The organism is Sphingomonas caseinilytica (assembly GCF_023516455.1).
Taxonomy (GTDB): Bacteria; Pseudomonadota; Alphaproteobacteria; order Sphingomonadales; family Sphingomonadaceae; genus Sphingomicrobium; species Sphingomicrobium caseinilyticum.
Genome location: NZ_JAMGBA010000001.1, coordinates 894,227 through 915,814 on the forward strand (window position 1 = coordinate 894,227; position 21,588 = coordinate 915,814).

At 62.7% G+C, this 21,588-nt stretch carries 23 protein-coding genes and 1 tRNA gene; 11 read left to right on the top strand and 13 right to left on the bottom strand.

Annotation, left to right across the window (positions count from 1 at the left end; genetic code table 11):
- Position 1: 1 nt before the first annotated feature.
- The 6 genes from LZ496_RS04500 (at position 2) to LZ496_RS04525 (ending at position 3,896) form a co-directional block, all read left to right on the top strand.
- The gene (locus tag LZ496_RS04500) at positions 2–1,012 is read left to right on the top strand and encodes a glycosyltransferase family 4 protein (protein ID WP_249903391.1); all 1,011 of its coding nucleotides are present in this window, start codon (positions 2–4) and stop codon (positions 1,010–1,012) included.
- A gap of 62 nt (positions 1,013–1,074) precedes the next feature.
- A complete protein-coding gene (locus LZ496_RS04505) occupies positions 1,075–1,890 on the top strand; it encodes a nickel-binding protein (protein WP_249903392.1) in 816 nt (271 codons plus the stop codon).
- Between the two features lie 145 nt (positions 1,891–2,035).
- Complete coding sequence (rpsF, locus tag LZ496_RS04510; protein ID WP_249903393.1) at positions 2,036–2,410, top strand: 30S ribosomal protein S6; 375 nt, start codon at positions 2,036–2,038, stop codon at positions 2,408–2,410.
- A 3-nt stretch (positions 2,411–2,413) separates the two neighbouring features.
- Complete coding sequence (gene rpsR, locus LZ496_RS04515; RefSeq protein ID WP_249903394.1) at positions 2,414–2,638, top strand: 30S ribosomal protein S18; 225 nt, start codon at positions 2,414–2,416, stop codon at positions 2,636–2,638.
- A gap of 12 nt (positions 2,639–2,650) precedes the next feature.
- Positions 2,651–3,286: a 50S ribosomal protein L9 gene (rplI, locus tag LZ496_RS04520; RefSeq protein WP_249903395.1), complete on the top strand. Its 636-nt coding sequence runs from the start codon at positions 2,651–2,653 to the stop codon at positions 3,284–3,286.
- Positions 3,287–3,539: 253 nt separating this feature from the next.
- A complete protein-coding gene (locus LZ496_RS04525) occupies positions 3,540–3,896 on the top strand; it encodes a hypothetical protein (protein WP_249903396.1) in 357 nt (118 codons plus the stop codon).
- Positions 3,897–3,943: 47 nt separating this feature from the next.
- Here the strand turns inward: LZ496_RS04525 and LZ496_RS04530 are convergent, their stop codons facing one another.
- Complete coding sequence (locus LZ496_RS04530) at positions 3,944–4,591, bottom strand: glutathione S-transferase family protein (protein ID WP_249903397.1); 648 nt, start codon at positions 4,589–4,591, stop codon at positions 3,944–3,946.
- A gap of 70 nt (positions 4,592–4,661) precedes the next feature.
- A complete protein-coding gene (locus LZ496_RS04535) occupies positions 4,662–5,063 on the bottom strand; it encodes a DUF6456 domain-containing protein (RefSeq protein WP_249903864.1) in 402 nt (133 codons plus the stop codon).
- A gap of 205 nt (positions 5,064–5,268) precedes the next feature.
- Between LZ496_RS04535 and LZ496_RS04540 the strand changes: the two genes are divergently transcribed.
- Both LZ496_RS04540 and LZ496_RS04545 read left to right on the top strand, forming a co-directional pair.
- The gene (locus LZ496_RS04540; protein WP_249903398.1) at positions 5,269–5,832 is read left to right on the top strand and encodes a helix-turn-helix domain-containing protein; all 564 of its coding nucleotides are present in this window, start codon (positions 5,269–5,271) and stop codon (positions 5,830–5,832) included.
- 63 nt (positions 5,833–5,895) lie between these two features.
- Positions 5,896–6,966: a PLP-dependent cysteine synthase family protein gene (locus LZ496_RS04545; RefSeq protein WP_249903399.1), complete on the top strand. Its 1,071-nt coding sequence runs from the start codon at positions 5,896–5,898 to the stop codon at positions 6,964–6,966.
- Positions 6,967–7,317: 351 nt separating this feature from the next.
- Here LZ496_RS04545 and LZ496_RS04550 read toward each other — a convergent pair whose 3' ends face one another.
- From LZ496_RS04550 to LZ496_RS04565, 4 genes are all read right to left on the bottom strand, one after another.
- Positions 7,318–7,458 (bottom strand): hypothetical protein, encoded by a 141-nt coding sequence (locus LZ496_RS04550; RefSeq protein WP_249903400.1) that lies wholly within the window; start codon positions 7,456–7,458, stop codon positions 7,318–7,320.
- A gap of 14 nt (positions 7,459–7,472) precedes the next feature.
- Entirely contained in the window at positions 7,473–7,952 is a 480-nt protein-coding gene (locus tag LZ496_RS04555) for a 2,4'-dihydroxyacetophenone dioxygenase family protein (RefSeq protein ID WP_249903401.1), read from the bottom strand.
- Between the two features lie 61 nt (positions 7,953–8,013).
- The gene (locus LZ496_RS04560) at positions 8,014–8,955 is read right to left on the bottom strand and encodes a TauD/TfdA dioxygenase family protein (RefSeq protein WP_249903402.1); all 942 of its coding nucleotides are present in this window, start codon (positions 8,953–8,955) and stop codon (positions 8,014–8,016) included.
- Positions 8,956–8,982: 27 nt separating this feature from the next.
- Positions 8,983–10,008, bottom strand: a complete 1,026-nt coding sequence (locus tag LZ496_RS04565) for an alpha/beta fold hydrolase (protein WP_249903403.1) — start codon at positions 10,006–10,008, stop codon at positions 8,983–8,985.
- A gap of 115 nt (positions 10,009–10,123) precedes the next feature.
- On the opposite strand from LZ496_RS04565, the gene LZ496_RS04570 reads away from it, so the two are divergent.
- Positions 10,124–11,122, top strand: coding sequence for an AraC family transcriptional regulator (locus tag LZ496_RS04570; RefSeq protein WP_249903404.1), 999 nt, complete (start codon positions 10,124–10,126; stop codon positions 11,120–11,122).
- Between the two features lie 155 nt (positions 11,123–11,277).
- Positions 11,278–11,353 (top strand) — tRNA-Val (locus LZ496_RS04575).
- Positions 11,354–11,390: 37 nt separating this feature from the next.
- On the opposite strand, the gene LZ496_RS04580 is transcribed toward LZ496_RS04575, so the two are convergent.
- The 7 genes from LZ496_RS04580 to LZ496_RS04610 all read right to left on the bottom strand — a co-directional run bounded on the left by LZ496_RS04580 (position 11,391) and on the right by LZ496_RS04610 (position 19,385).
- Positions 11,391–12,209 (bottom strand): MarR family winged helix-turn-helix transcriptional regulator, encoded by an 819-nt coding sequence (locus LZ496_RS04580; RefSeq protein WP_249903405.1) that lies wholly within the window; start codon positions 12,207–12,209, stop codon positions 11,391–11,393.
- Positions 12,210–12,479: 270 nt separating this feature from the next.
- Complete coding sequence (gene cysQ, locus LZ496_RS04585) at positions 12,480–13,310, bottom strand: 3'(2'),5'-bisphosphate nucleotidase CysQ (RefSeq protein WP_249903406.1); 831 nt, start codon at positions 13,308–13,310, stop codon at positions 12,480–12,482.
- A 121-nt stretch (positions 13,311–13,431) separates the two neighbouring features.
- A complete protein-coding gene (locus LZ496_RS04590; RefSeq protein ID WP_249903865.1) occupies positions 13,432–14,211 on the bottom strand; it encodes an SDR family oxidoreductase in 780 nt (259 codons plus the stop codon).
- A 91-nt stretch (positions 14,212–14,302) separates the two neighbouring features.
- Positions 14,303–16,180 carry an acetyl/propionyl/methylcrotonyl-CoA carboxylase subunit alpha gene (locus LZ496_RS04595; protein WP_249903866.1) on the bottom strand — a complete coding sequence of 626 codons (1,878 nt, stop codon included), beginning with the start codon at positions 16,178–16,180 and terminating at the stop codon, positions 14,303–14,305.
- On the bottom strand, positions 16,177–16,605 hold the full coding sequence (locus tag LZ496_RS04600; protein ID WP_249903407.1) for a hypothetical protein: 429 nt from the start codon (positions 16,603–16,605) through the stop codon (positions 16,177–16,179). The genes LZ496_RS04595 and LZ496_RS04600 overlap by 4 nt, the downstream gene beginning before the upstream one ends.
- Positions 16,606–16,705: 100 nt before the next feature.
- Positions 16,706–17,713, bottom strand: coding sequence for a biotin synthase BioB (gene bioB, locus LZ496_RS04605; RefSeq protein WP_249903408.1), 1,008 nt, complete (start codon positions 17,711–17,713; stop codon positions 16,706–16,708).
- A gap of 70 nt (positions 17,714–17,783) precedes the next feature.
- Positions 17,784–19,385 carry a carboxyl transferase domain-containing protein gene (locus LZ496_RS04610; RefSeq protein WP_249903409.1) on the bottom strand — a complete coding sequence of 534 codons (1,602 nt, stop codon included), beginning with the start codon at positions 19,383–19,385 and terminating at the stop codon, positions 17,784–17,786.
- A 108-nt stretch (positions 19,386–19,493) separates the two neighbouring features.
- On the opposite strand from LZ496_RS04610, the gene LZ496_RS04615 reads away from it, so the two are divergent.
- A complete protein-coding gene (locus LZ496_RS04615; protein WP_249903410.1) occupies positions 19,494–21,575 on the top strand; it encodes a M13 family metallopeptidase in 2,082 nt (693 codons plus the stop codon).
- Positions 21,576–21,588: the final 13 nt, after the last annotated feature.

The window sequence follows — 21,588 nt, forward strand, 5'->3', positions numbered from 1 at the left end:
GATGCGCGTCGCGATGCTCAGCTCGATCAGCTGGCGGACCCCGCCCCGCGCCTATGGCCCGTGGGAGTTGGTCACCAGCCTTCTGACCGAAGCGCTTGTCGAACGCGGCGTCGATGTCACCCTGTTCGCCACGCTGGACAGCCTGACCAAGGGCAAGCTCGATGGCGTCGTCCCGACGGGCTATTCGGAGGACCCGGCCCTCAACGCCAAGGCGTGGGAAGCGCTGCACATCGCGCATTTGTTCGAGCGCGCGGGCGAATTCGACCTGATCCATAACCAGGCGGACTTCATGCCGCTGATCTTTGCGGACATGGTCGACACGCCGATCGTGACCACCATCCACGGCTTTTCATCGCCGAGCATCCTGCCGGTCTATCAGCGCTACAACGACCGCTCCGCCTATGTCGCGATCAGCGACGCCGACCGCGATCCGTCGCTGCGTTATGCGGCGACCATCCACCACGGGATTCCGATCGACGAGTTCCCGTTCCACGCCGAGGGCAGCGACGATCTGCTGTTCTTCGGCCGCTTCCACACAGACAAGGGGGCCGGCGAGGCGATCCGCGCCGCCCGCGCGGCTGGGCGCAAGCTGGTCATGGCCGGTCTCATCCAGGACACCGACTATTTCGCGCGAGAGGCAGCGCCGTTCATCGACGATCGCAACGTTGAATATCGAGGCGTGCTGGGCGGCACAGACCGGACGACGGCGCTGGGCTCGGCCTATGCGATGCTCCACCTGATCGGGTTTGAGGAGCCGTTCGGCCTGTCAGTGGTGGAGGCGATGGCCTGCGGGACGCCGGTGATCGCCTATCGCCGTGGTTCGATGCCGGAACTGATCGAGAATGGCGTAACTGGATTCCTGGTCGACAGCTTCGACGAGGCGGTGGCGGCTATCGGGCGCGTCGGCGAAATCGACCGGGCAGCATGCCGCCAGGCCGTCGCCGAACGGTTCACGGTCGACCGCATGGCCGACCGCTATCTGGAGCTTTATCGCCAATTGTTAGGCGGCTGACTCATAATCGGAATTTCTGTATGCCATGGCCACGCAAGGGGTGTGTGCCGATGCCGCTGTACATGGATATTCACAACGCGCCCGGCGCGACGGCGGCAGCCCTCGAGGAAGCACATAAGGCGGACCTCGCGGTTCAGCACAAGCATCACGTCAACTGCATCAAATATTGGCTGAACGAGGAGGCGGGGAAAGTCTTCTGCCTGATCGACGCGCCCAATCCGGAAGCGGCCGCTGCGGTCCATCGCGAAGCCCATGGGCTGATGGCCGAGAAGATCATCGAAGTCGACGAGGATATGGCGGACAGCCTGCTCGGTCCGGGCGAGATCAACCGGGCCGGCGCAGCGCTTCTTCCCGGCGAAACCCACAATGACACCGGGCTTCGGGCCGTCATGTTCACCGATATCGTCGGATCGACCGAGATGACGTCCATTCATGGCGACGAGGTCGCGATCGCCATGCTCGGGGTGCATGACCATATCGTCCGAATGGAAGTTGGCGGGATGGGCGGGCGCGAGGTCAAGCATACCGGCGACGGGATCATGGCCGCATTCAACTCGGCCGCCTGCGCGGTGAAGGCCGCATGCGGGATTCACGGAAACCTTGCCAAGCACAACAACGGTGGCACCGATCACCCCGTCATCGTCCGCATCGGGATCAGCGCCGGCGAGCCGGTCGAGCAGGGCCAGGACCTGTTCGGATCAACTGTACAGCTTGCCGCACGCCTCTGCGCCCAGGCCGAGCCCGGCCAGACCTTGGTGTCGAACGTCGTCGCAGACCTCTGCATCGGCAAAAACTTGAAGTTCCTCGACATCGTCGAGTGCCAGCTCAAGGGTTTTTCCGAGCCGATCCACGCCCGGCCGGTCGAACTCTCCCTCTGATACTTGCCTTTCCCGGGCGTTTCCGCCATAGGCCCGCCCGACCGCCGAGGCCTGCCTCGCGCGGTTGATAATTTTTGAACGACAGCCGGAGGGGCGCATTGCATGGGGCGAGCGTCAGCGATCGGCCAACATAGGTGCATGGAACATGCCGCTTTACGAGCATGTTTTCCTCGCGCGTCAGGATCTGGCCCAAGCCCAGGTCGATGCGCTCGCGGAAAACGCCACCAAGATCATCGCCGATAACGGCGGCAAGGTGGTCAAGACTGAGAATTGGGGCCTGCGCGGCCTCGCCTACCGCATCGCCAAGAACCGCAAGGCGCATTACGTCATGCTCGACGTCGATGCCCCGGCACCGGCGATGGCCGAGCTGGAGCGCCAGACCGGCATCAACGAAGACGTCATCCGCTTCATGACCATCCGCGTCGAAGACCATGAAAAGGGTCCGTCGGCGATGATGCGCAAGCAGGACCGCGATCGTGAACGTAGCCGCGGCCCGCGCCGCGAAGAGCTGGAGGCCTAAGCGATGGCACGTGCATTCTTCCGCCGCCGCAAGTCCTGCCCCTTCTCGGGCAAGGACGCGCCCCGCATCGATTACAAGGACGTTCGTCTGCTCCAGGGCTTCGTGTCCGAGCGTGGCAAGATCGTCCCCAGCCGCATCACCGCGGTTTCGGCCAAGAAGCAGCGTGATCTGGCGAAGGCGATCAAGCGCGCCCGCCACATCGGCCTGCTGCCCTACGTCGTGAAATAAGGAGCAAGGAACATGGAAGTCATCCTGCTCGAACGCGTCGAGAAGCTCGGCCAGATCGGCGACATCGTCTCCGTGAAGAACGGTTTCGCGCGCAACTATCTGCTGCCGAACAAGAAGGCGCTCCGCGCCAACGAAGCCAACAAGAAGGTCTTCGAGGCCAACCGCGCCAAGATCGAAGCTGAAAATGCTTCGAAGCGCTCGGATGCCGAAGCGGCCTCGAAGGGCGTCGACGGCAAGACGGTACAGCTGATCCGCCAGGCGTCGAACGTCGGTGCGCTCTACGGCTCCGTCAGCGCCCGCGACATCGTCGAGGCGCTCGAGGTCGAAGGCGCCAAGGTGTCTAAGAGCCAGATCGTGCTCGACCGCCCGATCAAGGCGATCGGCATGCACGAGGTGAAGGTCGCCCTTCACCCCGAGGTCAGCGTGACCATCAAGGTCAACGTTGCCCGCTCGCCGGAAGAAGCCGAACTGCAGGCGCAGGGCATCGACGTCATGGCGTCGATGTTCGAGCGTGAAGAAGCCGGCTTCACCGAACAGTTCGATCCGAACGCCGAGCCGGGCACGCTTCCGGAAGACGCAGCCGAGGAGGCTCCGGCCGCCGAAGCTCCGGCAGCGGAAGCTGGCGAAGCCGAGGGCGAGGAGGCCTAAGCCTCTCGTTCAGCTCGAAAGAAACAAGCCGTCGGAGTTCGCTCCGGCGGCTTTTTCTTTGCCCTCGTTTCGGCTCGTCGCATTCGAATTTTGGTGGCCGATTTCGAAATGGCGGAATCGCGCCAAAGCGGATGTCGGTTTCCCGACCCGATCTTCCATTCGTCGCATTGCGCGCGCCCGGCGTGGAACGGAGCGACCGCTCATCAGCTTATCGATTCAAGAGCGTGGGGTCAGATCTTGAGGAGGTTTATCGATGGCTAACGATCAAGAGCGGAACCCAAGCTCCGAGCGGGACATCAGCAAGTCGCAATCGCAGCAGCAACCGCAAGCCCAGTCCGGCGAGCAGCGCGAAACCGGCGAAAAGTCCCGTGAGTTCGAAACCGGTCAGGAAGGCCAGCAGGAATTCGCGCAGGATCAGGGCGGATCGCCCGATGAAGGTACGCAGGGCGATACGCTCACCCAGCAGCGCACGGACGTCGAAGGCGCAGCCAGCGGCACGCCCGAGAGCGGTGAGGCCGAGAGCGGCTTCGTCGGTTCAAAGGGCGAGCAGGACAGCAGCAGCGAGCTGGTCGACGAAGAGGAAGACCAGCGCAAGTCCGACGGCGAGTAATTCCAACTCCAACCAAACAAGGGTCGCGCTTCGGCGCGGCCCTTTCTTTATGCGGACTCCCTGGCCAGGAACGCCGCTTCGCGCTCGACGTAGCGGGTGAAGCTTGGCCGCGAGAGGATTCCGGCGACATAGCGCGTGACCCGCGGGTAGCGTCCTTCGTCGATCGCCACTTGGCAGTGGCTGAAGTTGGCGAACGGCCCGGCAACCGAAATGTCAGCCAGGGTCAGGCGGTCCCCGACCAGATAGCCGCTGTCGGGGATGACACCCTCAAGATAGTCGAGCAGCGGCGGAAGCTCGTCTCGCTCCGCCGCTTCGGCCGCGGACAAATCGCCCTCGCGGCCAAGGAAGCGCGGCGCTACCACCTTGTTGAAGAAGATCTTCGCACCGCAGGCGAACAGCAACGTGTCGGCAAATTCGTCGAACCAGATCACCCTGCCCCGCGCCCTCGGCTCGGCCGGGATCAGCTCCGGCTCCGGATATTTTGCCTCGAGATAGTGGATTATCGCGCTGGAGTCGGAGAGCAAATAGTCGCCGTCGGCCAAAGCCGGCATCTTCTTGAACGGGCTTGCCGCGCAAAACTCCGGCGTAGGATTTGGAAACCCGGTCTGCTGGAGGTCGAGTTCAATCCCCTTTTCCGCCGCATAGGCCGCCACCTTGCGAACGAACGGCGACATGGTTGAGCCGTAAAGGATCATCGGATCACTCCTCACTGCTTAAGGTCACAAAGGTCACAAAGGTCTCAAGGAGAGGCGCCTTTTCGGCCAGTCAGTGTGACTTTATCCGGTAGTAGTCGGCGACGCGGTCCAGCGCCAGCCCAAGGACAAGCTTGCCCGCACGAGCCGGCCAGCCGAGGGCCGTCTCGGCGTCGCGCATTCCTTCGCCGGCGCAGACTACCCGCCATAATATGTCGGAGAGACCGGGCCCGGCCGCGGCCACTGCCGTTTCGAACCTTTTCTTCGCGTCGAGTTGCGACGAGCTGAGGTCGACCCGCTCGGCTGAACCCCCACGACTGCGTGAAACCGGCGCAGCGTCCCATGACATGGTCACGCGCTGCCCCAGCTGAGCGCGCTCCCAATCGGCGCGCAGCCGTTCCCCGGCATCAAACTGGCGCTGATTCACATGGCCCCGGGCGAACAGCCAGCCCAACGGGCTTTCGGCCAGGTTCATGGTGACGGAGCGGGCGGGACGCTGCCCCTTTCTGGTGTGCGCATCGCCGACGATCGCGCGCTCCACCAGCAATCGCGACGGTCGTGCCTGGGTTTCCTTCATTTTCCCTCCTGATGAATTCGAGTCGATTTTTCCTTGCCACACAGGAGAATCTGTAGGACAGGCAAAAAACCACATTGGTTAGTATGCGTATTGGAACTGATCCATGATCACTCGAATTCGCGAAGTTCGCCGCGCCCGCGGAATGACGCTGGATGAGGTCGCCAAGGCCTGCGTCCCGCCGACAACGCCGCAGACGATCGGACGGCTTGAAACCGGCACGCGTACGGTATCGGTCAGCTGGCTCAACCGCATTGCGGAAGCGCTTCGCGTCGATGCGGCGGACCTCGTCGACTATCCCGACCATGGCGAGCTCCCGGTGATTGCAGTGCTCGGAGCGAATGGAGCGAGCGCGCCCAAGAAACAGGCCCTGGTCGTTCCGCCGCGCCCCGCCGGAAGCCAAGTAGCGATGACCGTTGCGACCAGCGTCGGCGACTATCGCGCCGGCGACGAGATCTGGTGCGAACGGCTGGAGCCCGAGGACTTCGTGCATGCGCTGAACCGCGACGTGCTGGTACCGCGTCCCGCCGGACGCTTCCTGTTCGGCCGCTTGATCGGCCGTGAAGACGGGAAGCTCCACCTTCTGCCTCCGGGCGCCGGCGGCCGGCAAAGTGTCGTCGCCGATCCGCCTTGGGCAGCGGTCGCAGTCAAGCTGGTACGGGTTCTGTAACGCCCCCCTGCTCGGGAAGATTGCGGATGGCTCGGCTGCCAATGGCACTTATGGTGCCACGGCATGACGAACGACACTCAGCGGCGAGCCTGGAACAATCGGGCGGTCCACCTCATCGATGCGGACTATAACCGGACGTCGGATACGCATCTCATCCTCCACCGTTTCCTCGCCGGCCCGGAAATCCGGCTCTATCTCAAGGACGAGTCCAGTCACCCGACGGGCAGCCTGAAACACCGGCTGGCGCGGTCCCTGTTCCTTTACGGCCTATGCAACGACTGGATCGGGCCGGACACGACGATCGTCGAGGCCTCCAGCGGATCGACCGCCGTGTCCGAAGCCTATTTTGCCCGGATGCTCGGCCTCCGCTTCATCGCCGTCGTGCCGCGGTCGGTCGCCGCCGCGAAGATCGACCTCATCCGCTTCCAGGGCGGCGAGATCCACTATGTCGACAATCCTGCCGACGTTTACGACGAGTCCGCGCGCCTCGCCCGGGAGACCGGCGGTCATTATATGGATCAGTTCACCTACGCCGAGCGGGCGACCGACTGGCGCGGCAACAACAATATCGCCGAATCCATCTTCAGCCAGCTCGAGGCGGAACCTCAGCCCATTCCAGAGTGGATCGTCTGCGGAGCCGGGACTGGCGGGACATCGGCCACCATCGGCCGGTTCATCCGTTACCAGGAGCTGCACACACGGCTGTGCGTCGCGGATCCTGAAGCATCGATATTCCACCGCCATTACGCCGATCGAAGCGTGACGAGCCTTCCGGCCAACACTCATCCGAGCTGCATCGAAGGGATTGGTCGGCCACGGGTAGAGCCGTCGTTCATACCTTCCATCGTCGATCGGATGATCTCGGTCAGCGATGCACAAAGCGTCGCCGCGACGCGCCTCATCTCCGAACGCCTGGGGCGCCGCGTTGGCGGTTCGACAGGAACCAACATCTGGGCCTGCGTTCAGCTGATCTCCGAAATGATCGAGGACAAGGTCGACGGATCGGTCGTGACGCTGATTTGCGACAACGGCGATCGCTACATGGACACTTATTTTTCCGACGACTGGCTGGCCACGACGGGGATCGACTGGCGCCCGGAATATGAGCGGCTGCGAGAGCTAACGGGCTCCTGAAATTCGAAGCCGGGCTGGCACCTAAGCTAATGGCAGCTTTCGACCCATTGCGGTCATTAGAGTTAAGGCCGCTTAGCGCCCATAGCGGACGATTGACTGCGACCCGAGGTTTCTCAAAATCAGCCGTCCTGGGCTTTCTGGCCAATCGCCGCATTCGACCCATGGCGTTCGTCAGGTTAGGCAGCGGGCCTCAGCTTCAAGTCTTGGGCAAGCCTATGGCAACGTGAACATAGGTCGTCATCGCTCGGCGGATCCTTGCGGATTGCGAATGTCCTTGTCGGGAAGGACTCACAGTCAGGGTGCCGATGCCAAAGGTCGTTCTTACGCTTGCTGGCTACGCCACGACGATACTCAACCATAGAGCGCCCCCGCCAGATCTGACTCCGGCGTGCTTTGCGTGCCTCGCGCTGCGAGGAGGAAGGTCATGGCGGCGACCATGCTTGCTAATGGCAGGCGCTCTGTCATTTCTGGGTCCTCGGTGGCGTCGATCATGACATGCGGCTGGATCAGCGGAACGCCGTCAGATCTCGCGGCTCGATTCCATTTGCTTCGCAGTAGGCGAGATAGCGCTGAAGGCCGGTCTTCCAGTTCTCGATGGCCAGCACATTGTCATTTTCGTCCATGAACACCAGGTCGCCGACCACGATCACGAAGGTCAGCACATATCCGCTGTCGCCTTCGACATTGACGACCTCCGGCGTGTGGGCCGACGCAGCGGTCTCGAACACCACGCTGCCCGGCCGGGCGACCCAGTCGTGCTCCTTGTATTTCCAGCTCCCCTCGATCGTATAGACGATGACTGTGCCGCTATGGTGGTGCCTGGGGAGCTGCATGTCGGCCGGCGCCTTCATCAGCACGATGAACTCACCCCGGATCGGGTCGAGCTTGAAATATTTCAGGAAGACATTGTCCGCATAGGGCGTGAACGGGACCCACGGCAGTGGGTCGCCGTCGATGACGCCAGTGTCGATCTGTTCGTAAAGCATATATAGTCACTTTCGGCTTGCTTGAGAGGCGATGCGCGACCGCCGCCGGGAGATGGAATAATCAGTTGAGCGGCGTGCCCTTGAGCGTAGCGCGAAGCATCTTTCGGGGCTCATGGCCGTAATCCGCCGCCGCGTAGTGTTGCACCTGCAGGTTATCCCACATGGCGATCGTGTTCCTTCGCCATTTCAGCCGCACCTGATATTCAGGTATGCAAGCCTGGGAAGTCAGGTAGTCCATCAGGTGGTGGGCTTCCGGGTGAAAATCCTGTCCAAAGCGGACATCCTGGAAGTTGAAGAAGTTCGAGAAGTGGGTCGTGAAGGCCGAGTTCACGAATAGAGCCTTCTCGCTTGTCTCCGGGTGAGTGAGAACGACTGGATGTTCGGCGGCCGGACTCTTCTCACCTAGCGCAAGGCGTTCGGCGGTCGGCAATTGCGCCCCGAAGGTCGATTCTACAGCGTGCTTTGCATAGAGCCCATCAATCCTCTGTTTGATGGCTTCCGGCAGTTTCTCGTAAGCGACGACCATGTTCGACCAGAGAGTGTCGCCGCCAGCTTCCGGGCATAGTTCGCATCGAAGCACTGCTCCCCGCGGAGGCGCTTTCTTGTAGGTCACATCGGCGTGCCAGAGATTCTCGCGACTTGCTCGCTCGACAAAGTTTGGATTCTTGCTGTCGAGGTTTCGATACAGCATCAGCAGCTTCTCTGCTTTGGGGTGGCTAGGCGCGAGCGGGTGGGCTTCCAATTCGCCGAATTGTGCGGCGAAGGCTTGTTGCTCGATCGGAGTTATGTCCTGGTCGCGGAAGAATAGCACCTTGTGCTTCAGCCATAGGGTTCGGATTTCGGCGATCAGGTCGGGATCTTCTGAGGCGTTGGCGAGGCTGACGTTGCTTAGCTCAGCTCCAATAGCAGGCGTGCACAGCTCGACTTTGATCGAGTGTTGGCGCACCGACGGCCGGATTGTGGCCGGCGCAGCGGACGTGGCGGGTGTCGAGGCAGCGTTCATCGTCTTGGTTTCCTATGAATGTTCGGATCAATGGCCCGGAGCCAGGAAGGCGAGCAGCTCCGCGTTGACCGCCTCCGGGGCTTCCTCCGGTGCGTCGTGCCCAATGCCTTCCAGCAACACTTTGCGCCGGAGCCCAGGCATGTGCGTTTCAAGCGTTTCGTAGCCCTCACGGGCAAGCAACATCAGGGGGTCGTAGGCTCCACCGATAAACAGGCTCGGCTGGCGCACCGCAGATCCATCCAGGAATGGAGTGAGTTCCCAGTTACGGTCGCGGCAGCGGTAATAGTTCAGGGCACCGGTGAAGCCCGTGCGCTCATATTCGGCGACATAATGATCGAGAGCGCGGTCTGAGAGCCAATCCGGGAAGGTGTCCGGTTCGGGCATCGTGTCGAGGAGGCGCGTCCCCATTGGAACGATGGGATTCCAACAATCGTCAGGGCTACCAGAGACCGAATAGAAGATCGATCTAAGAGACTTGCGCGTATCGTGGGCCAACTCGCGATCAGGTGTGTCCCGCTCCTGGAAATACGAGTGGTGGATCTGCACGCCCTGCTTCGCGAGCTTTGCCCAGCCGACACTGGGTTTGGACGGCCCGCGAGGTGGAACCGGCGTGTTCAGGATGGCCAGCCGCGAAAACAGATCGGGTCGCAACTGAGCCGCCATATAGGCTACCCACGCGCCGAGATCGTGGCCGACCAGCACGGCCGAAGTTTCGCGCTGCGCCTTCATCAAACCGACAATATCGCCGACAGCTTGAAGCATGTCGTAAGCTTCGAGCGCTTCGGGTTTTTCAGTTTGCCCGAACCCGCGCAGGTCCGGCGCCAAGACCCGGTAGCCAGCCGCAACCAGTGCTGGGATTTGCAGGCGCCACATATACCAGAGGTATGGAAATCCGTGCAGCAGGATGACGAGCGGGCCTGAACCCTCATCCACATAATGCATGCGGATCCCGTTCACCTTGGAGAACCGATGTCGGAAGGCCTGCGGATCGTCGGGGTCAAAAGGACTTGCAGGCACACTCGCCGACGGACGAATTGCGGAAATGGCGGTCACCCGATCGATTCCTTTGTCTGGAGTGGGGTCATCATGACGAAAGGGCCGTCACAAATGTTGACCTGATGGGACAAAGGCGTATCCGGTTGGGACAGTCTTGATGAGGGAGACCCCGGTGCCGCTTCTGACCCGCAGCGCGACACTGACTGGCTACGGGCCGCTCGCCCTCTCTGTCGGGCTCGATCCGGCGGCCATGCTCAAGGAGGCGAAACTACCGATAGGGGCGTTATCGGATCCCGATCTCCCGATCAGCGGTGACGCGGTGATGTGGCTACTGGAGGAGTCAGCGCGGCGGACCGACTGCGTGGACTTCGGTCTGCGCCTTGCGGAGACCCGTAGCGTCGCGAACCTGGGGGACCTTGCCCTCCTGATCCGCGATGAGCCGACACTTCGAGCCGCTGTTCAATCGATCGTCAGATACTCACGACTGCACAACAATGCATTCCGGTTGATTCTTGAAGAGGTAGATGACCTTGGCCTGCTTCACCTTGTTCCAAGGGCGGGCGGCTGGACCAACCGCCGACAGGGAACGGAAATGGCGATGGCCATCGTGCTGCGAACGCTAAGGCACCTGACGCATGGCAGCTTCCGTCCTACGGCTGTCAACTTCTCTCACGCTGATCCGTCAAAGCTAGAGACCCACCGTCGCGTGTTCGCCTGCGCAGTCCTGTTCCAGCAGGACGGCGATGCCCTCGTATGCCGCTCTAAGGACCTGGACATTCCCGTGCCGGCGGCTGACCCCGACATTGGCCACCAGGTCAAGCGGCGCGCCGAAGCACAGCTCGGCAGTCTCGCCGAGGCCACAGACGAACAGGCGCGCGACATTGCGCGAAGGTTGCTGCCGACCGGCCGCTGTTCGGTTGGTAACATCGCCAAGCATCTAGGCTGCGACCGCCGGACGCTGCACAGACGATTAGTCGCCAGTGGCGGTGCCAATAAGATGATTGCTGGAGTCCGGGCGGACTTGGCGGCCAGTTACCTGACTTCGGGGCGCAAAACTTTCTACGAGGTTTCCGAGCTACTCGGTTTCTCCTCTGCCAGCGCGTTTTCCCGCTGGTTTCACCGGCAGTTCGGCGAGAGCCCGTCGGCCTGGCGCAAGCGCCATCGCGCCTAGCCAGCCGCCTCCCAAATGGCGAACATATCGCGCCAGATCGGCGCATCATGCCTTGCCTCGCGCTTATGTCCGCTTTCCACCCATTCCGGCCATAAGCGAGAACGACACTTGCCCTCACGAGGGTAGCGTGGCATCGGCGCGCTTCCGCAATGCGCGGGCGCTTAGCTCAGTTGGTAGAGCATCTCGTTTACACCGAGAGGGTCGGCGGTTCGAGCCCGTCAGCGCCCACCATGTTTTACATGGTCCCCCTCCCCGTTCCGGGGAGGAATTAGGCGGGCGCCAACCGTCCAACCTCTCCGAAATAGCGGCGCATCGCCTGACTTGCTCCGGCGGAAAGCTCGACGAAGATGCGGCGGCCATCATGGGGATCGGCTCGCCGATTGAACAGGCCAAGATCCGTCATCGTCTTGATCCAGCGGAGCGCCGTCGTCGGCGGCACCGCGGCGGCAATGCAGAGAGACGATACGGGGACCCGATGCTGGGCGATTTCTGCCTGTAGGAGGTCAAGCAGCATGTCCCACGCGGGATCGGCGAACAGTTCTTCATCGAAGAATCGGGACCTCAGCCGTCGCGCGCGAATGACCTGCCGAACCATGTCCAGCGAAACGGCCGGCACGTCTCCGGTCGCCGGAACCGGCATTTCCACGCCTTGCTCTTTTGGCACGACCGACAAGCGTGCAAGGGTCGCCGCAATCCTGCTGACTTCGTCCGACAATTGCTGGAGGCGGATCGCGCCAGGTTCCTTCGTTATGTCGTAAAGCCGGTCACCAGCGGATCGCCGAGCCATCGCAAGCGCGAGGGCGGTGGCCCGCTCCGATACCGAAGGATCGATCAGCATTTCCACGGACGGATCCGTGACCCGCGCCATGATCCGGTCGATCAGCGGTAGCGGCGACGTGATGACCGCCGGACACTGATCCAAGACGGCATTGGCCTCGACCTTATCCAGCAGATGATCGAGTTCGGGCCCGAGGTCCCGGTCGAGCTCAAGCCAGATCGCGCTGGCCTGCGGCTGGAGTTCAATGCGTTCCGCAGCCTCTTCCAGTGGAACGGCTACGGCGCGAAAACCACCAGATTCGGCAGTCAAGACAGCTCGCGCCTGAGCCTCATCCGATGTTGCGGTGATCAGGATGGGAGGAAGACCGGCATAATCGCCGAAATTGGAAGAATTTTGGCAAGTGCGCGCATCCATCGTCTAACAACTCCGACGAAATTGAACCGAGCGGGATGCTTTTAACTACGAAACCGGAGCATTGTTAGCCTGAATAGACTCCAAAATGGATCATCGAAATACTTTGCGGTAATATAGTATAGATTAGTATTAATATAACCTAGGGCAAGTTATATCTGATTGATATTAGACGCCTTCAGAAATATCGCCGCCACCCGCAAACGGCTCCATGAACGGGCCGATCGGGGGGGCTTGCCAGCCAGCCGTCGCGCAAAAGCCGCGATTGAGGAACGCCTTCTTGCCGTAGCTCAGCGGGCCGCCATCAGGCCCATCGACGCGTCCGCCCGCGGCAAGCAGGACCGCATGGCCGGCCGCTGTATCCCATTCGCTGGTGGGCGACAGGCGCGGGTAAATGTCGGCCTGCCCTTCCGCGACGATGCAGAATTTGAGCGATGAGCCGACCGACACATGGTCGCAAAGCCCAATCGCCTCGGCGAGATAATCATCGGTCGCCTGGTTGTAATGCGACTTGGATGCGACCGCGGCACGTTGCTCGCCAAGCGGGCGACAGTGGATTTCCTTCCTCGCCCCGCCTTCCTCCAGGAAAGCGCCATGCCCGGCGAGGCCCGCCCAAAGGCGGTCCATTGCGGGCTGGTAGACGACGCCAAGGCGCGGCACGCCCTCGGCGATGAGGCCGATATTGACGGTGTAATCATCGCCGCCGCGTATGAACTCCTTGGTCCCGTCGAGCGGATCGACCAGGAAATAGGTATCGTCATGCGCGGGAATGCGTCCTGCGGACACTTCCTCTTCCGCAATCACCGGAACGCCCGGCGCCGCCTGCCGTAGGAATTCCAGGATGATCGCTTCCGCCGCCCGATCGCAAATCGTGACCGGCGAGGCGTCGCACTTGGTCTCGACCTCGAAGCCCGCTTCGACCAGCTTCAATATCTCGGCGCCGGCCGCACGTGCCGCGACGACCAGAGCTTCGAGGAGGGCCTTTTCCTTAGGGTTCATCACCGTTCGCCCTGAGGAGGGACTGAGCGAAGTCGAAGGCCCGTCTCGAAGGACAACCCTTCGAGACGCCGGTTCGACAGGCTCACCGGCTCCTCAGGACGAACGGAGGTGCAGCTACTCCTCAACGCGGCGCCATCCGGATACCGCCGTCGAGGCGAATGCTCTCGGCGTTCAGATAGCTGTTCTCGACGATGAACACCGCTAGCCGGGCATATTCCTCGGCCTGGCCGAGGCGCTTCGGGAAGGGTACCTGCGCTGCCAGCGCGTCCTGGACGTTGGGCGGCATCATCGCGACCATCGGCGTCTTGAACACGCCCGGAAGGATGGTGTTCACGCGAACGCCGTCGTTCATCAGGTCGCGGGCAATCGGCAGGGCCATGCCGAGAACGCCGGCCTTCGACGCCGAATAGGCCGCCTGGCCGATCTGCCCGTCCTGCGCAGCGACGCTGGCGGTGTTGATGATCACGCCGCGCTCGCCATCTTCCTGCGGCTCGCCCTGGACCATCCCATAGGCCGAGTGGGAAATGCAGCGAAACGTGCCAATTAGATTGATGCCGATCGCCAGTTCGAACTGATGCATCGGATATTTCTTGAGCTCGCCGGTCGCCTTGTCCTTGCCGACCGTCTTCACCGCGTTGGCAACGCCTGCGCAGTTGACCAGGATCCGCTCCTGACCGTGGGCGGCGCGGGCCTTTTCGAAGGCGGCGGCGACTTTCTCGTCGCTCGTCACATCGACTTCGCAGAAGATACCGCCGATTTCGGCCGCGACCTTCTCGCCGCGGTCGGCGTCGCGGTCGAAGATGGCGACCTTCGCGCCCTTGGCGGCCAGTGCCCGCGCCGTCGCTTCGCCCAGACCCGATGCGCCGCCCGTGACGACTGCTGCTGCTCCGTCGATCTTCATATCTTCACCCTTCAAGCCGTCGTGCTGAACTTGTTTCAGCATCCATTCCGTTGACGTCCGCCGATGCTCGAAAATGGGTCCTGAAACAAGTTCAGGACGACGGCTTTTCCTTCTCGACCTTCGCCAGCACTGCATCGACCTGCACTTGCGCGCCAGCTTTTGCGTTCAGTTCGGCGACCACCCCGTCAAAGGGAGCGGTCAGGCCGTGTTCCATCTTCATGGCCTCCAGGGTCAGCAACCGTTGTCCCTTGGAAACCTTGTCGCCCTTGGAAACTTCGACGCTGGTCACCTTGCCCGGCATCGGGGCGATGATCGCGCCGTCCCCGGCGGCCGCGCCGACGGTGCCGCGCGACGAGCGGTCGAATTCATAGGCCTGGCCTTCGTAGAAGACGACGACCCGCTCCTCATCGCGGAAGCCGGAAACCGCGGCCAAGGGCTCGCCGTCTTCGAGCTCGACGCGCTGGAACTTGCCGCCGCGACCCAAGGCAACGCCGAGGCTCGGCGAGGAATTCAGGCGGAAGCCAGTCAGATCGCCAAGCGACTCTTCCTCATCTTCCGCCGTGGCAACGGCTGCGGCCCCGCGCCAGATCGCTTCGTCCGGCTCCGGATCGGGTACGAGTTCGTCCAGCTTCCGTTCGATGAAGCCGGTGTCGAGCCGGGCCCGGCCGAAATCTTCGTCCAGCAATGCGCTGAACAGGAAGCCGGCATTGGTCTTCACCGGCCAGACTTCGACTTCGTCGAGGATGCCCGCCAGCTCAGCGATCGCGTCGGCGCGGTCATCGCCCCGCGCGACCAGCTTGGCGATCATCGGGTCGTAGAAGGGCGAAATGGCATCGCCCTCCTCGACGCCGGTCTCAATGCGGCCTTCGTCGCCGAGATCGAAATGTTCGAGCCGCCCGACGCTCGGAAGGAAGCCCTTGGCGGGATCCTCGGCATAGAGCCGCGCCTCGATGGCCCAGCCGTTGATCGACAGCTCGTCCTGCGTCAGCGGAAGCCTCTCGCCGCTCGCAACGCGCAGCTGCCATTCGACCAGGTCCTGGCCGGTGATCTCCTCGGTCACCGGATGTTCGACCTGCAGACGGGTATTCATTTCCATGAACCAGATGCGGTCGGCCTTGAGGCCCTTGGACGCATCGGCAATGAATTCGATCGTCCCGGCGCCCTCATAGTTGACCGCCTTGGCGGCGCGCACTGCCGCACCGCAAACTGCTTGGCGAGTCGCCTCGTCCATGCCTGGCGCGGGCGCTTCCTCGATCACCTTCTGGTGCCGCCGCTGGAGCGAGCAGTCGCGCTCGAACAAATGGACGACATTGCCGTGGCTGTCGCCGAACACCTGAACCTCGATGTGGCGCGGAGAGAGGATGTATTTCTCGATCAGGACGCGGTCGTCACCGAAACTCGACGCCGCCTCGCGCTTGCAGCTTTCCAGCGCGTCCTCGAAATCCTTGGCAGCGTCGACCTTGCGCATGCCCTTGCCGCCGCCGCCGGCGACCGCCTTGATCAGCACCGGATAGCCGATCGCGTCGGCCTCATTTTGCAGGCGCTTTGGCGACTGGTCCTCGCCGAGATAACCCGGCGTCACCGGCACACCGGCGTCGGCCATCAGCTTCTTGGCGGCATCCTTGAGGCCCATTGCGCGGATGCTGTCCGGCTTCGGACCGACCCAGGTCAGCCCCGCCTTGATCACCGCTTCGGCGAAGTCGGCATTCTCGCTCAGGAAGCCATAACCGGGGTGGATCGCCTGCGCCTTTGTAGCCTTGGCAGCGGCGATGATCTTTTCCCCGACCAGATAGGATTCTCGCGCCGCGCTGGGGCCGATGTGAACGGCTTCGTCCGCCATGCGGACGTGCAGCGCCTTGGCGTCAGCATCCGAATAGACCGCGACCGTGCGGATTCCGAGCTTTCGCGCGGTGCGAATGATCCGGCAGGCGATTTCGCCGCGGTTTGCAATGAGTAGTGACTTGATCAATCCACCAGGCATCGGCCGGTCGCTTCCTGTTCTTCGGGTGTTGCTCCGCGCACGGCGCAATAGATTGCTTCTTCAAGCTCGTCAGCAGTCGGCACCTGCGACTTCCCGTCGGTGGTGAGGAACGGATATTCCAGCACCATCCGGCTTCCATCGACCTCACTGAGGTAGATCGACGCGACGTTCGCTTCCGGCGCGTTGATGAGGAACAGCTTGCCCTGATCCGTCGCCTTTGGGTCGATCAGCGGCTTTTCGGTCAGCAATCCCTTGTCGCAGGCGTTTTTGAACGCCGCCGCGAAATTGGCCTTGGTTTCGTCCATCAGCGCCGATTCCAATTGGGCATTGTCTGCCATGGCCAGGGTTAGCGGAGCGCATTTTTCTGCGGCTGGCTGCTCCACGGCGCTCGCGGTCGAAACCGTATTGCTCACCGGTTGTTCGCCCTGGCCGCAAGCCGTAAGGGCCAGGCACGCCAGAAAGGTAGGCGCCGAGCGGGTCACAAAAGGTCCTCTCCGGTACGGGGAGGATTTATCATGCCGCCTCGCTCCGCATCGGCTCCTCAGCCGTCATCGGCTTCAGGCCGAGCTTGGCGAGCATCGCAGCGTCGGCGCTGTCGCCGGCATTGGCCGTGGTGAGCAGCTTGTCGCCGGTAAAGATCGAATTTGCGCCGGCAAGGAAGCACAGCGCTTGCGTCGCCTCGCTCATGCTCTCGCGGCCGGCCGACAGGCGCACCATCGATCGCGGCATGGTGATGCGCGCCACGGCGACGGTGCGGACGAACTCGATGTCGTCGATCATCCGCTCGCCGGCGAACATATCGCCAAGAACCGTGCCCTTGACCGGTACCAGGGCATTGATGGGAACGCTTTCGGGGTGGCGCGGCAGGGTTGCCAACACGTGGATGAAGCCGACGCGATCGGTGCGGCTTTCACCCATGCCGACGATCCCGCCGCAGCAGACACTGATGCCCGCGCCGCGCACTTCCTCCAACGTATCGAGCCGATCCTGGAAAGTTCGGGTTGTGATGATGTCGCCATAATGTTCGGGCGAAGTGTCGATGTTGTGGTTGTAATAGTCGAGGCCAGCATCCTTGAGCTGCCGCGCCTGGCTTCCCGTCAGCATCCCGAGCGTCATGCAGGTTTCGAGGCCCATCGCCTTCACCTCCGCGACCATCTGGCAGACCTTGCCCATGTCGCGGTTCTTGGGCTCGCGCCATGCCGCGCCCATGCAGAATCGCTGGGAGCCGTGGGCCTTGGCCTCGGCGGCAGCGGCGAGGACGGCATCGACATCCATCAATTTCTCGGCCTTGAGACCGGACTTGGCGGACGCCGATTGCGAGCAATAGCCGCAGTCCTCCGGGCAGCCGCCGGTCTTGATCGACAAGAGGGTACACAGCTGCACCTCCCCCGACGCGTGATGGGCGCGGTGAACCTCCGCGGCGCGGAAGACGAGCTCGGTGAACGGCAGGTCGAAGAGGTCCGCGATCTCCTCGCGAGTCCAACTGGTTTTCATTCCGTCATGCTGAACTTGTTTCAGCATCCATTCCTCCACCTGCATTGCACTTTTCAAACATGGACCCTGAAACAAGTTCAGGGTGACGGAAAAAAACCTACATCCGGAACACGCCGAACTGCGGCCGGTCCGGGATCGGCGCATTCAGCGTCGCGGCGAAGGCGAGGCCGAGGACATCGCGCGTCTGGGCCGGGTCGATGATGCCGTCGTCCCACAGGCGCGCTGTGGCGTGCCACGGGTTGCCCTGCGCCTCATAATCGTCGCGGATCGGCTGCTTGAAGGCCTCCGCCTCTTCCGGAGTCCATTTGGCCGCGTCGGCATGGACGGTGGCCAGAACGCTTGCCGCCTGCTCGCCGCCCATCACGCTGATCCGGCTGTTGGGCCAGCTGAACAGGAACCTGGGCGAATAGGCGCGGCCGCACATGCCGTAATTGCCTGCGCCGAAGCTGCCGCCGATCAAAATAGTAACCTTGGGCACGGTCGCGGTGGCGACGGCGGTGACCAGCTTGGCGCCATGCTTGGCGATACCCTCCGCCTCGTATTTCCCGCCGACCATGAATCCCGAGATATTCTGCAGGAACAGCAGCGGGATACGGCGCTGGCAGGCCAGCTCGATGAAGTGTGCGCCCTTGACCGCGCTCTCGCTGAACAGAACGCCGTTGTTGGCGAGGATCGCGACCGGCATGCCCCAGATATGGGCGAAGCCGCAGACCAGCGAACTTCCGAATAGCGGCTTGAACTCGTGGAATTCGGAGCCGTCGACGATGCGCGCGATCACCTCGTGCACGTCATAGGGCGCGCGGACATCCTCGGGGATGATCGAATATAGCTCCTCGGCGTCGTAGAGCGGCGGCCGAGGCTCGCGCAGGTCGATCCCTGCCCCCGCCTCGCCGCCGAGGTGCGAAACGATGTCACGGACGATCGTCAGCGCATGTTCGTCATTCTCGGCTAGATGGTCGACCACGCCCGACTTGCGCGCATGTAAATCGCCACCGCCCAGATCCTCGGCGCTGATCTCCTCGCCCGTGGCAGCTTTCACCAGCGGCGGCCCGGCGAGGAAGATGGTGCCTTGATTGCGGACGATGACGCTCTCGTCGCTCATCGCGGGGACATAGGCGCCGCCAGCAGTGCAGCTCCCCATGACGCAAGCAATCTGCGGGATGCCGAGCGACGACATCTGCGCCTGGTTGAAGAAGATGCGCCCGAAATGCTCGCGGTCGGGGAAGACCTCGGCCTGATGCGGCAGGTTGGCGCCGCCGCTGTCGACCAGGTAGACGCACGGCAAGCGGTTCTCGCGCGCGATTTCCTGTGCGCGGAGATGCTTCTTCACCGTCATCGGATAGTAGGTGCCGCCCTTCACCGTGGCGTCGTTGCAGACGATCATCACCTGCCGTCCCGATACGCGGCCGATGCCGGCGATCATTCCTGCTCCCGGAACCTCGCGGTGATAGAGGTCGCAGGCGGCAAGCTGGCCGATCTCAAGGAATGGCGAGCCGGGATCCAGTAGCCGCTCGACCCGGTCGCGTGGAAGCAGCTTGCCGCGCGACACATGGCGTTCCCGCGACTTCTCGTTGCCGCCCTTGGCCGCCTTGGCGACGTCCTTGCGAAGCTTGTCGGCCAGCGCCCGGTTGTGCACCGCGCGAGCCTGTGCCTCGTCCGACGACAGGTCGATTTTCGTGTCGAGCCGCGGTGCGCTCATCTGCCCTAAGTCCCCGTTTGTCGAAACCTTCTAGTCCGGTTGCGCGTAGCGTCCCCAAAGCGACTTGCAAAGCGGCGGCATCAGACCACCGCCCCACAGGAGAAAAAAATGCGTACGAAGATCATCGCCCTGCTGCTCGCCAGTGCCGGGGTCGCCATAACCGCAAGTGCCTGCAGGCAGCAGGAGAGCGCCGAAGCCGGCGAGGCCGCGGTCAGCGCGTCGGGCATCGATCTCAAGGCGATGGACAAGAATGTGAAGCCGGGCGACGATTTTTACGCCTATGCGAACGGCGGCTGGATGAACGCGACTGAGATCCCGGCCGACCGAAGCTCGGTCGGCGGATTCTACATCGCCGACCAGGTCCGCGAAAAGCATGCCAAGGAGCTGATCGACGGCATCTTGAACTCCAACCCGGCGGCTGGGAGCGATGAGGCCAGGATCCGCGACTTCTACAATGCCTATTTGAACACCGACGCAATCGACAAGGCGGGCATGGCGCCTGCCAAGGCAGATCTCGATGCGATTGCGGCAATCGCCGACAAGCGCGCCCTGTCGGCGGCGATCGGATCGACCCTGCGGGCGGACACCGATCCGTTGAACGCCACGAACTTCTCGACGGGAAACCTGTTCGGCATTTTTGTGACGCAGGGCCTGTCAACGCCGGGCGAGCAGATCCCCTACCTGATGCAGGGCGGCCTCGGCATGCCCGAGCGCGAATATTATCTGAGCGGCAGCGGCGACATGGCCGGGCTGCGCGGCAAATATCGCACCTATGTCGAAACGGTGATGAAGGAGGCCGGCAACGCCGACCCCAAGGCCGCGGCAGACCGGATCATCGCGCTCGAGACCAAGATCGCCCAGGCCCATGTGACGCGGCAGGAGAGCGAAGATTTCTCCAAGGGCGCCAAGGTCTGGACCCGCGCCGAGCTTGAGAAGAATGCGCCCGGTATCGATTGGGCCGCTCTGCTGAACGCCGCGCAGCTTGGCAGCGCACAGAAGTTCCAGGCCTATCATGCCGGGTCGATCCCGAGACTTTCGGCGCTGGTTGCAAGCCAGCCGCTAGACGCCTGGAAGGATTGGCTGGCGTTCCATACGCTCGACAACCAGGCGAGCGTGCTACCCAAGGCGATCCGCGATGCCAGCTTTGCCTTCAACGGCACTGCGCTCGGCGGCGCGACCCAGCAGCGGCCGCGCGAGGCGCTGGCGCTCAACGCCGTCGGAAACCAGCTGCAGGACGCGGTCGGTAAGGCCTATGTCGCCAAATATTTCCCGGCCGAGAGCAAGACCGAAATCCAGGGCATGGTCGAAAACATCAAGGGGGCCTTCGCCAAGCGGGTCCAGGCGCTGGACTGGATGGCGCCGTCGACCAAGCAGGAAGCGCTGAAGAAGGTCGAGACGATTGTCGTCGGCGTCGGATACCCCGACAGCTGGCGCAACTATTCGTCACTGACGATCAGCCCGACCGACGCCTATGCCAACCTCAAGAACGCTGGGTTGTCGGAATACCGGCACCAGATCGCCAAGATCGGCAAGCCGATGGATCGGGCCGAATGGTGGATGCCGCCGCAGCTGGTCAACGCCGTCAATCTGCCCGTGCAGAATGCGCTCAACTTCCCCGCGGCGATCCTCGTCAGGCCTTTCTTCGATCCGAAGGCCGACGCGGCGTTCAACTATGGCGCGATCGGTGGGGTGATCGGGCATGAGATCAGCCACAGCTTCGACAATAATGGCGCGCTGTTCGATTCTACCGGACGCCTCCGCAACTGGTGGACTCCGGCGGACTTCTCGAAGTTTCAGCAGTCCGGCGACGCACTGGCCAAGCAGTATGACGCTTACGAGCCGTTCCCGGGGCTGCACGTCAACGGCAAGCTGACCCTGGGCGAGAATATCGCGGACGTCGCGGGCCTGCAGGCGGCGTATGAAGCCTATCGGGCGAGCCTCGGCGGCAAGGAAGCGCCGGTGCTGGACGGCCTGACGGGCGACCAGCGCTTCTTCATCGCCTATGCGCAAAGCTGGGCGACCAAGATGCGCGACGAGGCCCTCAAGTCCCGCATCGCCACCGACGGCCACGCCCCGGGCAATTATCGCGCGCTGACGGTGAGGAACATCGACGCCTGGTACACGGCCTTCAACGTGAAGCCCGGCGACAAGCTTTACCTCGCGCCGGAGCAGCGCGTGAAGGTCTGGTAGGCTAACCGGAGCT

Bases quoted from the DNA above. Each gene is read 5' to 3' on its own strand.
- rpsF (WP_249903393.1), top strand. From the start codon at position 2,036: ATGCCGCTTTACGAGCATGTTTTCCTCGCGCGTCAGGATCTGGCCCAA.
- LZ496_RS04555 (WP_249903401.1), bottom strand. From the start codon at position 7,952: ATGCTTTACGAACAGATCGACACTGGCGTCATCGACGGCGACCCACTG.
- LZ496_RS04590 (WP_249903865.1), bottom strand. From the start codon at position 14,211: ATGAAGATCGACGGAGCAGCAGCAGTCGTCACGGGCGGCGCATCGGGT.
- LZ496_RS04500 (WP_249903391.1), top strand. From the start codon at position 2: ATGCGCGTCGCGATGCTCAGCTCGATCAGCTGGCGGACCCCGCCCCGC.
- cysQ (WP_249903406.1), bottom strand. From the start codon at position 13,310: ATGAACCCTAAGGAAAAGGCCCTCCTCGAAGCTCTGGTCGTCGCGGCA.
- LZ496_RS04545 (WP_249903399.1), top strand. From the start codon at position 5,896: ATGACGAACGACACTCAGCGGCGAGCCTGGAACAATCGGGCGGTCCAC.
- rpsR (WP_249903394.1), top strand. From the start codon at position 2,414: ATGGCACGTGCATTCTTCCGCCGCCGCAAGTCCTGCCCCTTCTCGGGC.
- rplI (WP_249903395.1), top strand. From the start codon at position 2,651: ATGGAAGTCATCCTGCTCGAACGCGTCGAGAAGCTCGGCCAGATCGGC.
- LZ496_RS04560 (WP_249903402.1), bottom strand. From the start codon at position 8,955: ATGAACGCTGCCTCGACACCCGCCACGTCCGCTGCGCCGGCCACAATC.
- bioB (WP_249903408.1), bottom strand. From the start codon at position 17,713: ATGCTGAAACAAGTTCAGCATGACGGAATGAAAACCAGTTGGACTCGC.
- LZ496_RS04610 (WP_249903409.1), bottom strand. From the start codon at position 19,385: ATGAGCGCACCGCGGCTCGACACGAAAATCGACCTGTCGTCGGACGAG.
- LZ496_RS04530 (WP_249903397.1), bottom strand. From the start codon at position 4,591: ATGATCCTTTACGGCTCAACCATGTCGCCGTTCGTTCGCAAGGTGGCG.
- LZ496_RS04550 (WP_249903400.1), bottom strand. From the start codon at position 7,458: ATGATCGACGCCACCGAGGACCCAGAAATGACAGAGCGCCTGCCATTA.
- LZ496_RS04505 (WP_249903392.1), top strand. From the start codon at position 1,075: ATGGATATTCACAACGCGCCCGGCGCGACGGCGGCAGCCCTCGAGGAA.
- LZ496_RS04615 (WP_249903410.1), top strand. From the start codon at position 19,494: ATGCGTACGAAGATCATCGCCCTGCTGCTCGCCAGTGCCGGGGTCGCC.
- LZ496_RS04535 (WP_249903864.1), bottom strand. From the start codon at position 5,063: ATGAACCTGGCCGAAAGCCCGTTGGGCTGGCTGTTCGCCCGGGGCCAT.
- LZ496_RS04525 (WP_249903396.1), top strand. From the start codon at position 3,540: ATGGCTAACGATCAAGAGCGGAACCCAAGCTCCGAGCGGGACATCAGC.
- LZ496_RS04540 (WP_249903398.1), top strand. From the start codon at position 5,269: ATGATCACTCGAATTCGCGAAGTTCGCCGCGCCCGCGGAATGACGCTG.